The organism is Salinivibrio sp. PR932 (genome assembly GCF_001996125.1).
Lineage (GTDB): Bacteria > Pseudomonadota > Gammaproteobacteria > Enterobacterales > Vibrionaceae > Salinivibrio > Salinivibrio proteolyticus.
In genome coordinates, this window is the sequence record NZ_MUFM01000008.1 from 105,667 (window position 1) to 117,994 (window position 12,328).

Below are 12,328 nucleotides of genomic sequence, written 5' to 3' on the forward strand. Positions count from 1 at the left end.
CCAACACACGCCCGCGATTTAACAAGGAATGACAATGAATAAAGACTACGTTTTACTGGCCGTTGCCGGCATGACACCACAAATTATTACCGAGACCCTATACGGCATTTATCAAAAAACCCCGGAAAAGCTCCCACACCGCGTGAAGGTGATCACTTCTCAAGCAGGGGAGGAGCGACTCATTAAGAACTTACTCGGCGATGATAGCCCGCTGAAGCAGCTGATCGCCGATTATAACCTGCCGGAGATTGCGTTTTCCAAGAAAGACATTTTGGTTCCAAAGGATCGAAACGGACAGCCGCTGAATGACGTGCAAAGTGAAGAGGATCAAGCGATCATCACAGACTTTATTACCGAGCAAGTGCGGCAACTTAGCCAGCAACCGGATATTGCCATTCATGCCTCATTGGCCGGCGGACGTAAAACCATGGGCTTTGCCTTGGGATATGCCATGAGCTTATTTGGGCGCCCATGTGACTGCCTCAGTCATGTACTCGTCAATGAACCGTACGAAACGATTCCCGACTTTTATTACCCGACCCCTTACACCGTGATGCGCGCGGATCGAAGCAAATCGACCCGTTATGATTTGAGCCAAGCCAAAGTGATGCTCGCCAATATTCCCCTAGTCATGATGCGCGAAGAAATGCCGCAAGATTTAATTAAGCGCGATGATCTCAGTTACACCGAAACGGTCAACCGAATCAACCAAGCCAATGCCATCACCCAAGAACAAGCCAGCGTGGTGCTGGACTATTCAACCATGACTATTTTTTGTGATGGTCTCCCTATTCCCCTGCAACCGATCAACTTTGCCTTTTATAGCTGGATGGCGAGAGAAAGCCGCGAATTTCCTGGCGAAGGGATCGAGCCGGCCTCTGACGACATGTCCGCCCGCGAGCTTGATATGCGCTTAGCGCAACTTATCCATGCGGCCACGTCCTTTGATAGTGCCGCATTGCCAAGCGAGCGCGACGATTGGGATCTAGTGAGGTGGGTAGAGCTCGCCGAAGAAACCGCGGAGGAAATCGTAAAATATGACACGGATTCGGGCGTAGCCCGCAAGCGTTGGTTGTTCCAAGGCGATAGAAAAGATACAGACATTCTGTTCAACAGCGACTTAGAGCGACCGCTTGATGAGCTGAGAAAACGGCACAAAAATTTATGGAATCGCTTGTTAAAAGAGACCAACAAGCAAATCACCGACAAGCTGGGTAAGAAATTAGGCCAGTACTACACGATTAATAACGTGCATAAGCGGAAAGTCAACAGAGCGGGTTATGTGTATAAAGGCCTAACGATTGCGCCTGACAATATTCAATACAAAAACGCCACCAGTTAGGCAACTTAGACGATGCGCACACGCAAAAGACCACAGGGTTAACCCTGTGGCCTTTTTTTATCGCTCACGATCTTGGTGCCCGGGGGGCTAGGCACGACAGATAAAACCCTTTAGTCAGGGCGTGGTCCGTGAGGACATCAAGCTAATGAAGTCATGCTACAGCAACAACTGTCTTAATCCCTTTAGTCAGGGCGTGGTCCGTGAGGACACGGAAAGGGAATATACCCTAGACGATGAACTTTGGTCTTAATCCCTTTAGTCAGGGCGTGGTCCGTGAGGACACGATGTGGAAGTTCTAAGCCCATTGACCGTTAGCGTCTTAATCCCTTTAGTCAGGGCGTGGTCCGTGAGGACGATAGACAATTGCAAAACAGCCAAGCAAATGCAGGTCTTAATCCCTTTAGTCAGGGCGTGGTCCGTGAGGACTTTGAGCACATCTTCTATTTTATCATCCACAATAGGTCTTAATCCCTTTAGTCAGGGCGTGGTCCGTGAGGACTAAAAATTCATTAATTGATACCCAAACGCCCATTAAGTCTTAATCCCTTTAGTCAGGGCGTGGTCCGTGCGGACTCGAAGAGTTGGCCTCTGACGCCGAGAGCGCAGCGTCTTAATCCCTTTAGTCAGGGCGTGGTCCGTGAGGACTCGACCTGCCTGTATACGACGCTATGGCCTTCGTGGTCTTAATCCCTTTAGTCAGGGCGTGGTCCGTGAGGACCATGGGTGTTGAAAAGGAAAACACACATCGTTACAGTCTTAATCCCTTTAGTCAGGGCGTGGTCCGTGAGGACATAAGCAACAACGTGGAGGGGTTATCCCCTCCACGTCTTAATCCCTTTAGTCAGGGCGTGGTCCGTGAGGACAGTTTCTACTTATAACTGATTGTTTTTATCTTTGCAAGCTGCAAAATAAACAGTCGTTTTAAACAGTGGATAACTTTTAAAATCAAGCAATTTTCATACCGTATTATTGAACAAACCGCGCTAAGCGAGGATCATCATGGGCGATCACCAGGTCACTGGACGGCATAAGATGAAAGCTGCCCGCGGTGGGATTAAAAGGAATACACAATAGCTTATCTTCATTATCATCAATTATGCCAATAAGATGCTGACACGCTTTTTCTTTTTCTGCTTTATTAAGCGCAAACACGAACACCGACTTTTGTAACGGCCAACCATACTGACTGCAATATTGATAAATACGCCGTAACCGCTTAGGGTGGCTCACATCGTAGCTGATTAGCCATAGGGGTTTATCCATGGATTATGCCCTCTCGATATAATGGCGACAAAGACGCGCTAACCGACGCAATCTCTGACGCCGCTTTTTCTGCCATGCAAACCATTTTGGATAAAATTGTTGCTGCCCTTCTCGGGTTAATCGGCACCCCGCCGATGTTGAGGAAAAATGCGCAGGTGTGAATGTGCCAGCCTGCCACTGAGCAATCACCCATAACTCCAATTCCGCCCGCGTGAGCTCTTTAATATCCAATATCAGGCTTGCACGACGGTAACCCGTTGCATGATGAACGCCGATGGTTAAGTCAAACCCCTCGGCCAGTAACGCCGGCGCTAATGCCTGATCTTCGAGGGTGGACGTCAGTGACAATAGCGCGTTAATGGGATCATGCGGCGGCTGTCGCTCGCGACCTTTAAAGCCGTCATGATAAAACGCCACCGCCCATTGGCGCCAATATTGATGGCTCATCTGTGCCTCTTGCAACATGGGGTGGGCGTGGGTGTGGTCGATGGCGGGCAGTTGAGCGCAGTCTAGCTTGGCTAACACACGATTTTGCCCTTCTCGGCGCGCATCGAGCAGGGCGCGGATCAGCGCTGCTCGCTTGGCTGGCACACAGACGGCTTGATATTGGCGGATCCGCACATTATTGGGCGCAGCGTGTGGGTTAAACAGGCTTACACAGTGTTTGCGGCCGATCACTATTAGATCTTTGCCTGCCGCGGCTAACGCCAGCTGTAAGTCAGTACTTAGCGTGATCCCTTTACCTAACACCACCCTGTCTATCGCATGCAGCGGCAATAAGCGAGGCGGCGCGCTGTTGTGCTGTATATGCAGGATCTGATTGTTAATATGGACATGGTAGTTCGGTGAATCCAGTACGACTGTGGTCATAGCCAAGCTCCATCGTTAAACATGGCCCCAGTGTACTCAACGCCTTAACCGCTAACTTGTGTTCACCAATTGGTGAGCCCACTGTGTTTCCTTACTCAGCCGCCGTAACATGATAGGCTTGCAGGCTGGCCCCCATATCCTCCAGTTGCGTGGCGGTCAGCTCTTGCCCGCGTTGTGCCCATGTTACCGGCACGGTTAAATGCCAGTAGTGTCCGCCACGGGCCGCGACGGCAGCGGCCAGTGGGATCGGTAAGGTGCCAATCACCGTGTCCCCAGCTTGAATCGTCTCGACGTCCAAATGAGGGAGACACGCATCCACCGTTATCTTGTGTCTTGCACACCATTCGACGGCGCCTTGATGGCGTGTCACCAAATAGATCATGCGACGCTTACTCCTACCTTGATCGTTTATGCTAGCCCATGTTTTGTTGGCACTGAGCCAACGCAGCCTTAATGGCGCTGATGGTGGCGGGCTCACAAAGCGCAATATTGACGTCGTTAGCACGGGTGCGCATTGCATCAGGACATTCATGAAAACTCACTAATAAGCTTTGTCCATATAGCCCCCCCAACTTACGGCTCAGGTTATCCAGTTTATGGGTTACATCTTGGCTGTTGGTAGATTTCGATTGCCAATTGACCGCCTTGCATTCAATGGTTAAAAGCTGATTATTGTGGCGCACTAACACATCAAATTCGTTGTTTTTCCCTTTACTCGCGTTACTCGCGGTGTTTTCAGTCATAAAGTGTGCGCGATCATGGCGATCGCCCCATACACCTTCCACATTCATCATCACTTGTTCAAACCCGGCGTCTTTCGCAAGCAGATAGGTTAATTCCTCTAGCCACATGCCCGCTAAATAGCGGCATGCCTGATGGCTGGTAAAGGTGACTTGCTGCTCCCCCTCGCGCCATTCAATCAAACCTTCATCCGCCAATCGTTGATAGAGCGTGGCCCATGTGTTGAAAGGCGCGTGGGGCATGCTCTGCGTCGCCGTATTCGGATAATCCTTGGCTGCCTCAGCGGCGAGATATTGCAACTGCCCGAGCATCTGGGGAGTTTTCTCCTTGCTACAGTGCTTGGCTAAAAATCGGCTTAAGGCTGCACGCGCTACTACCGCGTCATCATTGGTGGTATCAATGGCGTCGGTCATCATAAAGCCATTGGCTTCAAGCAACTGATCCAAACTGAGCACCGACTGATAAGGCAAGGGAGGTAACTGCAGCCCGTCTTCGTCGTTTAAGATAGGAATCGCTTTATTTTGGCTATCGGTATAAATGATTAACGCCCAATTAGGATCTTGTCCTGGTGCGGCGTGTGCTTTGGCCATAATGTTGTATTGGTTAAACGCGTTGGTAAAGGTCAGTGACATGGGTTTGGTGCCACCGGTGGCATTCAATATCCAGCGCATATGGGCAAACTCGGTGCTGAGACAGTCAATCACTTCGCGCGCTTGTTGTTTCAGCGCCCCCACTTCATGACTGCTGCGGCCTTCGCAGAGTGTCACCACAATATCGCGATCACGGTACATATCGGCTAATGCCTCAGCGCGGGCTTTGAGGGTGTGATCCCCAAGCACCAGGATCACATGCGTGCAGGCGTTGTCGCCCAATGTGGGAATAAGATTAGGCAGCAATTGGTTGGAGACAAGATTGATATGAACGTGTTGCATAGCACCTCCTTGTATGGGGCCGTGGCAATGGGTGATTAAACGCTGCCCAGTATCGCGGGCAACTGATAAGGGTAAGGATACCTGTTATCCGATGCCAGCGCACGGTTCACCAATCGGTGATAGTAGGAAAATCAAACACAAGAGGGAGCCCTTTAAGCGAGGCGTGAAATAAAGGGCCTAGGGCCTAGGCTCCTAGGCCCTACATATTAATCCCTTTAGTCAGGGCGTGGTCCGTTAGGACTAGACGTTCAGGACGCTTATCAAGAGGAACTTGAGTCTTAATCCCTTTAGTCAGGGCGTGGTCCGTTAGGACGCAAAACTCCCCTTTGTAATTACTGGTTCCGTATTAGTCTTAATCCCTTTARTCAGGGCGTGGTCCGTTAGGACGATGGTAGAAATGAGAAAAGACTTTGACGGATTATGTCTTAATCCCTTTAGTCAGGGCGTGGTCCGTGAGGACGGCAAACCGCAACCGCAGCATGACCAACATGCTAAGTCTTAATCCCTTTAGTCAGGGCGTGGTCCGTTAGGACTTTAATTTGGAGATAAAATTATGAGCAAAGTAAAGGTCTTAATCCCTTTAGTCAGGGCGTGGTCCGTTAGGACTTTACGTCAAGACTGGCAATGTGGTTGACATTAAGTCTTAATCCCTTTAGTCAGGGCGTGGTCCGTTAGGACACAGATTTTCTGTGCAGCAATCTCCTCACCTGTTGTCTTAATCCCTTTAGTCAGGGCGTGGTCCGTTAGGACATAGCCAGTGGGTTTTTCCCTGCAACACCGTAGAGTCTTAATCCCTTTAGTCAGGGCGTGGTCCGTTAGGACAAAACACGACAAGACAAAGGTCATAAAAATGATTGAGGTCTTAATCCCTTTAGTCAGGGCGTGGTCCGTTAGGACACCAACCGGCACCTTTACTTCTTCTATCTAATAAACGTCTTAATCCCTTTAGTCAGGGCGTGGTCCGTTAGGACTCCAGATCCTACCAACAAGTGGTTGGGTAACGAGTCTTAATCCCTTTAGTCAGGGCGTGGTCCGTTAGGACATTAATCACTTCCCTATTGTTCGTTACAACAAAGGTCTTAATCCCTTTAGTCAGGGCGTGGTCCGTTAGGACGATCAATTTCTTTCGGTGAATGATGTGTGGTTAAGTCTTAATCCCTTTAGTCAGGGCGTGGTCCGTTAGGACTGAAATTTAACAGGGCCGTCAAATGCGTCACCGAGTCTTAATCCCTTTAGTCAGGGCGTGGTCCGTTAGGACGATCAATTTCTTTCGGTGAATGATGTGTGGTTAAGTCTTAATCCCTTTAGTCAGGGCGTGGTCCGTTAGGACTGAAATTTAACAGGGCCGTCAAATGCGTCACCGAGTCTTAATCCCTTTAGTCAGGGCGTGGTCCGTTAGGACCAAAAGGGGCCATCCGGCCCCTTAATCAATCAAAGTCTTAATCCCTTTAGTCAGGGCGTGGTCCGTTAGGACCTGCAAGCATCATTCGATAAGCAGTCAGCATCAATGTCTTAATCCCTTTAGTCAGGGCGTGGTCCGTTAGGACGCTAACGATGCAGAAGCTGCACTTGACACACTCTCGTCTTAATCCCTTTAGTCAGGGCGTGGTCCGTTAGGACTCTATGTGTGACACAATATTACGTTCGAGTTGTTCGTCTTAATCCCTTTAGTCAGGGCGTGGTCCGTTAGGACAGTTTTCATTTATAACTGATTGTTTTGACCTTTGCAAGTTGCGAAATAAACAAGCGTTTTAAACACGCTAAATTTTACAAAAATAAGCAAATGACGTGCCATGTTGTTATTCTCGCTGGTAAGCGATTGAACGTCTTGTCATCTTATTTTAATCTTCTCGATCCCACACTCGCCAGGTATTTGCGCGTAAATGTGCCTTGGCGGTGTCTTTTAGCATCCAGGTAAAACTGTCGCTGTTTGCACGGTTATCCGACAAACACCACGACGAAAATTGATGGCAGTTGTCAAACAGCATATTGTAGTCTTGACGTTTGCCTACCGCCTGCATCGCTCGCGTGGCTGCCGCTGGCGAGCCGACCGCTTGCTCATCTTGGCATGACACATAAATACTTATCGCTGGGTTAAAGCCACCCAAGCGCTGTAAAAACTGTGCCGGCGATACGGCTTCAATAAAACCGTCACCATTTAGGTGGACAATCTGATCATTTCCCACATAAATCCCTGAGTGCTCGAAGGCAAGCGCTAAATCACAATAAACAAGGCTACCGGGCACAGGCAGCACTTTGTCACGCAAAACATTATCGGCAATGTGCCGCGCTAATAAAAAACTTGGCCCCGTTCCCAAATAGATTTTCATTCGCTTGCCTCCTCACTTCGTATAGATTATGCCGATCGCGGTTGAACACGACGACGATGTCTTGGCAGGTGCGCCAGCAAGTGCGTCATCACTGCCTCAAGGTTGTAGTGGTATTCGGCGCTGTAACACACAGGTCGTGCGATTGAGAGCCCGGTGGAATCGGCAATCCGCGCTTGTACGGATGCCGCCTTCTGGCTTAAAAATTCAGCCAAGATGTGATCCGGTGAGTGAGTTATTCGATCCCAGTGCCGCCCTTTCATGGCCATATCGGCTTGGTTGATCATCACCGCCACCCGCTCTGGGGCAATATACGGCAAGACCACGGTTTCCAACAGGGTGACACTGGTGCCCAAATCGCGGATCCCGCCTTCAAGGATCACCACCACCATATCAATAAAGCCATATGCGCCGCCTTGGGTGCTGGTACAGGTTTCTTCAAGGCTACGTTGGATAGCCAAACCATGTCGTTGGTCCGCGGCTTTCCCATCTCCCAGCCCGGCAGAATCATGAAAACGCAGGCTGTCTGACATGGCATAGCCACTGATTTGCTGGGTATGCGGATCAACGCCACTGCCGACGTCGGCCACCGGGGCCTTTGCCAGTGCATTGATGGTGCTGCTTTTGCCACTGCCGGTGGCACCAACCAGTAACACATCAAGCGGGAATAGCAGACCGCGTTGGCGCATCGCCGTATCGAGCTGGGTGAAATAAGACATCGTTTCTCCTATTATCTAGCCTGTAAAGGGTGTCACTACTGTCGCTGTAAGTTAAGGCGGTATGCACCGCCTCTGGGCCACATCAACTGAATAGCCCAACAAAGAAACCAACCGCTGCCCCAGCGGCCGCGCCCAGCACTTTTCCTGGGGCACCAAAGTAGCTACCCAACTCTGCGCCTTTTTCCGCCCCCTCGGTGACCGATTCCCACAACGATTTGCGCACGGACTCACGATAGTCTTCATCGCTATCGTTGTGCTCACGCATCGCTTTGTCACGGTTAATGTCGCGCATTAACGCCACACGTTTGCTTGCTTTCACATGGCGCAAGATGTAAGCAAACAATTTTCCCATGTTATAGGGCGGTTGCTGTTCGTCGCCTTCCTTATAGCCTGCGGCATAATGCACCACCTCGACGTTCTCACCGGTAGCCTCATAGATACGGCGCTGTGTTGATCTGATCTTGTCACGCAAGAATGCATCCAATATTGGCTCGGGCTTATTGTTAATCGGATCCCAATGCCGCCCTTTCATGGCCATATCGGCTTGGTTAATCCCCACCAGTAAGCGGTCGGTATGCTCGCCCAGTGCGGGAATAATCACCTCGTTAATCAACTCAAACGAGGTGCCAAGATCACGGCTGCTACCATCTAACACCACTAACACCAGGTCGATCAGTAGTTCACCGTTTTCATCGCACTCTTCGAGCTTGTTGAGGATATTGCGCGCGTGCCGAATATCGCTTTCGCGACCATCCCCCAACCCTGGGCTATCAAACAAGACAAGGTTGTTAAATTGATACTGCTCGATGGTCATGGTCTCCGGATCCGGGCTTTGTCCAACTTTGGCCTTGTCCGCATCAAACAACGCGTTAATGGTCGACGATTTACCGCACCCTGTTGCGCCTGTGACTAAAATATTCACCGGCCGATTGCCAAGCTCGCCAAACATGTCAAACCAACTGTGCTCTCGCGGGTAGTTTGCGCCTGTCATGCTCTGCTCGCTACCTTGCATCTGCGCCTGGGTGTGTTGATTCCGCGTCATAAGCGTTCTCCTGTTATCGGGTTGCTGTGATAAACAACGCGCCTTGATGGCTGCGTTGTGGCAATGAGTCAATGCTACTTCACTGGGATAAGGGCTGCGGCCCTTGACCAATTGGTGAACTCTTAGCACCGTGCCGGTGTGCCCACGATGATCTTGGCTTTGGGGATCCCAGCAATGTCACGCACGTAGTGGTAACTGTCGGCCTCATTAACACGCACGGGTTTATTCAGCAACTCGCTGACTAAACTGGCGTGGATCAGGTATTGGTGACCCTGGCAGTGCAGCATCACAAAGTGTTCGGCGCGTTCAGAAAGCTCCATCCAACTATTGGGGAGAGCGCCACAAATGAGCCGTTTTAGCGCGGCACGCGCGGCCGATTTAGCACGACGACACGCTGCCATTGCCACTAATTTCCAGCCACGTTTGGCTTTGAATAAAATCACGGCGATTACCCGCGTGCCACGCACAACCAGTTGCCAACGTTGGGTTTGCTCTAACATGTGCTGCTTATTGGCGTAATGCAGACCGCCTTTCACGCGGGCATAACTGACCACCAACAACGCCCAGACTTGATCAGCATAGTCTTGCATTTGGCTGGCGGTGGTTACGGTGATGGTTTGTGTCTGCATGGCTCGCCCCTGTGCTGTAAAACCATTCTTAGGTTACACAGTGCGATTGAAGATAGGCCGGATGACCAATTGGTGATTAAGTAAGGGAAACAATAGACTGGGCGTGGTGGCTAAAGAACTATGATACGAGGATCTTTAGCCACCGAGTCTGACAACATGGCCGCGCCTGCAGGCAACTGCAGGCGCGCATCCGTTCAAGCCGTGTCGACAACCGAAAGAGCGACTCCTATAGTAAAATATGGAACTCAAGGAGCTGTGTTATTGGTGTGTTTATTCGGATAAAAAGCCTATTTTTTTGCGTGCTCTTTTGCGTATTACTTGGCGTAATCGCGACAATAGGCCTGATACGATCTTTACAACAAGCAGAAGATAAATCTCGTGGACGAGTCGAAGGGTTAAGTTTTTTGATTGCCGAATGGGTGGAAGGCTCGTTTCAGATAACCGATTATTTATTACGAGATATGTTGGGGCATGTCCAACCCGAAGACCTTGTCTACCCCCACCCGGATCCAGACGCGCATCAACGTCTAACAGCGTTAATTGCCTCTAAAATGAACACAGTTCCTAATGTCATTCTTGCCGGCTTTTTTGATCAAAACTGTATTATCACTCATGCCAACAGCAAGGAACTAGGCTGGGATGGCAGCCATCGAGACTACTGTAAAGCGCTACGAGACTCTCCCGATCGAAATACATTCGTCTCCAATGCATTTAAAAGTACGACGGGCCCACTGAATGTCACCCAATCGCGAAAGTTTTTGCCAAACCAACCCAGCTTTCAAGGTTTTGCGGCCTTGGGCGTTGATCTCACTTTTTTCTCCAACTGGGTTGGAGAAATCTCGATAGATCCGCTGGATGTAGTCGCCATCTTAGATCAAAATCTAAGACTTTTAGCAAGAGAGCCCAGTAAACCCGAGAGCTTGGGCAAGCTGATAGAAGACCCTATTGTTAGTGCCTTTATTGCGTCCGGGCTAACAGAAAAAAGCTTTCGAGCTACGTCACCCATTGATGGTGTGCCGCGTTTATTCAGTATTCGCAAAGTCGAGGGGCTACCGTTTTATACTTTAGTTGGAGAAGCAGACCAACATTGGCAAGCAGACTGGCGCTATCAAGTGAGAGTCGCGGTGGGGGCGCTGATCGTATTGTGGTTACTTGCCCTATTCACGCTTCGTACATACTGGGACCAGTTAAACTATCTTGGCGAACTCAAAATCGCGCGTGACAAGCTTGAAACGTTAAGCATTACCGATCCACTTACCGGATTAGCGAATCGGCGCTGCTTTGATGAAGTGCTTAATGCTGAATATCAACGACTGAAACGAACACGCGCACCCATGTCGGTAATCATGATCGACTTAGATTACTTTAAAGCCTTCAATGACACCTATGGTCACTTGGCGGGCGACAGATGTCTAAAGGCGGTTAGCGAAGTCATCCAACAAAGCCTAAAACGCCCACAAGATTTGGCCGCACGATACGGGGGCGAGGAATTCTGTTGTATCTTACCGGAAACCCCACATGCCGGCGCAACCGCGATTGCGATGACGATTAAAGCGTCGATTACAGCACTTGGTATTCCCCACGGCAGATCCAACGCCGCGCGTCATGTTACCGCTAGTTTGGGGGTTGCGACCATTGAGTGTACGCCAGACATCTCGCCTGACTATCTTGTCCACTTGGCGGATCAACGCCTATATTGGGCGAAGAACAATGGACGTGATCAAGTGGGATTTGAGCAACGCCCAGCACACAAAACGAAAGACGACTAACTCCTCTTACTCGCCATAAGCTACTTATACCTATGGCATTAATACATATACCCAAGCCAATCCATATGCCCTGCAGGCCATGATTTATCTTTCATCGGTTTAACGTACAATTCATCGACATACTCAACCGCAACGCCATAATTTGTATGTTCATGGATGCGTAGCCAAGAGGCATGTGACTCGACGAGCTGAAAGCCATTGGCCACATAAAAATCGTGCAGCTCAGAAATAAGAATAATGAAATCAACATCTTTATCTCGCGCATAGTCAACCAGTTGCGCCAGCATACTCGAGCCAATCCCTTTTCTTTGCCAAGCGCTGTCGATGCAAAAATCACTCACGCCTAACACTTTGTATACCTCACCACCGACATTCACTGCCCTGTAATCCAGCCCCATATAACCAATCAGTTGATTGTCGTGGTACTGCAAAGCCCGCATATGGAGAAGCTGCTTGTAGTAAGAACGGGAAACTTGATGGTCAGGAAATGCCTTGTTTCTAAGCGCTTGAATAGCCTCATGCTGCGCGTTCGACACTTCGATTTCTGGGAGAACTTCCATGTTTAAGTTATTGATAATAAGTCCATTTATTTAACGATTAAGCGTTGCGCAATATTAATCGAACGCAATAATGTTGGCTCAAGGGTGACGTAGAAGTGTGTTTTAAATCACACAATAAAAATGGCGGCCTCTAC

General features: G+C 49.7%; 11 protein-coding genes and 2 CRISPR repeat arrays. Of the genes, 2 read left to right on the top strand and 9 right to left on the bottom strand.

The annotated features are described in order from the left end of the window. Window positions 1-34: 34 nt before the first annotated feature. Window positions 35-1,342 carry a CRISPR-associated ring nuclease Csm6 gene (gene csm6 / locus BZG84_RS06010; RefSeq protein ID WP_158011469.1) on the top strand — a complete coding sequence of 436 codons (1,308 nt, stop codon included), beginning with the start codon at window positions 35-37 and terminating at the stop codon, window positions 1,340-1,342. Between the two features lie 98 nt (window positions 1,343-1,440). Then, window positions 1,441-2,205: a CRISPR direct-repeat array (repeat unit 38 nt; unit sequence GTCTTAATCCCTTTAGTCAGGGCGTGGTCCGTGAGGAC). A 103-nt stretch (window positions 2,206-2,308) separates the two neighbouring features. Here the strand turns inward: csm6 and cas2 are convergent. The 8 genes from cas2 to BZG84_RS06050 all read right to left on the bottom strand — a co-directional run bounded on the left by cas2 (window position 2,309) and on the right by BZG84_RS06050 (window position 9,865). Then, entirely contained in the window at window positions 2,309-2,605 is a 297-nt protein-coding gene (gene cas2, locus BZG84_RS06015; RefSeq protein WP_077482079.1) for a CRISPR-associated endonuclease Cas2, read from the bottom strand. A gap of 3 nt (window positions 2,606-2,608) precedes the next feature. Next, window positions 2,609-3,475: a CRISPR-associated endonuclease Cas1 gene (gene cas1 / locus BZG84_RS06020; protein ID WP_077678042.1), complete on the bottom strand. Its 867-nt coding sequence runs from the start codon at window positions 3,473-3,475 to the stop codon at window positions 2,609-2,611. A gap of 91 nt (window positions 3,476-3,566) precedes the next feature. Further along, window positions 3,567-3,857: a CRISPR-associated protein Csx16 gene (csx16, locus tag BZG84_RS06025; protein WP_077678043.1), complete on the bottom strand. Its 291-nt coding sequence runs from the start codon at window positions 3,855-3,857 to the stop codon at window positions 3,567-3,569. 31 nt (window positions 3,858-3,888) lie between these two features. Continuing rightward, entirely contained in the window at window positions 3,889-5,148 is a 1,260-nt protein-coding gene (locus tag BZG84_RS06030) for a Card1-like endonuclease domain-containing protein (protein WP_077678044.1), read from the bottom strand. Window positions 5,149-5,351: 203 nt separating this feature from the next. Next, window positions 5,352-6,841: direct repeats of the CRISPR family, unit length 38 nt; unit sequence GTCTTAATCCCTTTAGTCAGGGCGTGGTCCGTTAGGAC. Between the two features lie 148 nt (window positions 6,842-6,989). Further along, the gene (locus BZG84_RS06035) at window positions 6,990-7,478 is read right to left on the bottom strand and encodes a lecithin retinol acyltransferase family protein (RefSeq protein WP_077481882.1); all 489 of its coding nucleotides are present in this window, start codon (window positions 7,476-7,478) and stop codon (window positions 6,990-6,992) included. Between the two features lie 26 nt (window positions 7,479-7,504). Next, on the bottom strand, window positions 7,505-8,194 hold the full coding sequence (locus BZG84_RS06040; RefSeq protein ID WP_077481880.1) for a GTPase family protein: 690 nt from the start codon (window positions 8,192-8,194) through the stop codon (window positions 7,505-7,507). An 82-nt stretch (window positions 8,195-8,276) separates the two neighbouring features. Next, entirely contained in the window at window positions 8,277-9,236 is a 960-nt protein-coding gene (locus BZG84_RS06045) for a GTPase family protein (RefSeq protein WP_077481878.1), read from the bottom strand. A 122-nt stretch (window positions 9,237-9,358) separates the two neighbouring features. Beyond that, window positions 9,359-9,865 (bottom strand): hypothetical protein, encoded by a 507-nt coding sequence (locus tag BZG84_RS06050; RefSeq protein ID WP_077678045.1) that lies wholly within the window; start codon window positions 9,863-9,865, stop codon window positions 9,359-9,361. Window positions 9,866-10,269: 404 nt separating this feature from the next. Here BZG84_RS06050 and BZG84_RS06055 point away from each other — a divergent pair, with 404 nt between their 5' ends. Continuing rightward, a complete protein-coding gene (locus tag BZG84_RS06055) occupies window positions 10,270-11,634 on the top strand; it encodes a GGDEF domain-containing protein (RefSeq protein ID WP_131825107.1) in 1,365 nt (454 codons plus the stop codon). Between the two features lie 38 nt (window positions 11,635-11,672). Here BZG84_RS06055 and BZG84_RS06060 read toward each other — a convergent pair whose 3' ends face one another. After that, on the bottom strand, window positions 11,673-12,194 hold the full coding sequence (locus tag BZG84_RS06060) for a GNAT family N-acetyltransferase (RefSeq protein WP_077481916.1): 522 nt from the start codon (window positions 12,192-12,194) through the stop codon (window positions 11,673-11,675). Window positions 12,195-12,328: the final 134 nt, after the last annotated feature.

Coding starts and splice junctions, on each gene's coding strand:
- csm6 (WP_158011469.1), top strand. CDS start 35: ATGAATAAAGACTACGTTTTACTGGCCGTTGCCGGCATGACACCACAA.
- BZG84_RS06030 (WP_077678044.1), bottom strand. CDS start 5,148: ATGCAACACGTTCATATCAATCTTGTCTCCAACCAATTGCTGCCTAAT.
- BZG84_RS06050 (WP_077678045.1), bottom strand. CDS start 9,865: ATGCAGACACAAACCATCACCGTAACCACCGCCAGCCAAATGCAAGAC.
- BZG84_RS06035 (WP_077481882.1), bottom strand. CDS start 7,478: ATGAAAATCTATTTGGGAACGGGGCCAAGTTTTTTATTAGCGCGGCAC.
- cas2 (WP_077482079.1), bottom strand. CDS start 2,605: ATGGATAAACCCCTATGGCTAATCAGCTACGATGTGAGCCACCCTAAG.
- BZG84_RS06060 (WP_077481916.1), bottom strand. CDS start 12,194: ATGGAAGTTCTCCCAGAAATCGAAGTGTCGAACGCGCAGCATGAGGCT.
- BZG84_RS06045 (WP_077481878.1), bottom strand. CDS start 9,236: ATGACGCGGAATCAACACACCCAGGCGCAGATGCAAGGTAGCGAGCAG.
- cas1 (WP_077678042.1), bottom strand. CDS start 3,475: ATGACCACAGTCGTACTGGATTCACCGAACTACCATGTCCATATTAAC.
- csx16 (WP_077678043.1), bottom strand. CDS start 3,857: ATGATCTATTTGGTGACACGCCATCAAGGCGCCGTCGAATGGTGTGCA.
- BZG84_RS06040 (WP_077481880.1), bottom strand. CDS start 8,194: ATGTCTTATTTCACCCAGCTCGATACGGCGATGCGCCAACGCGGTCTG.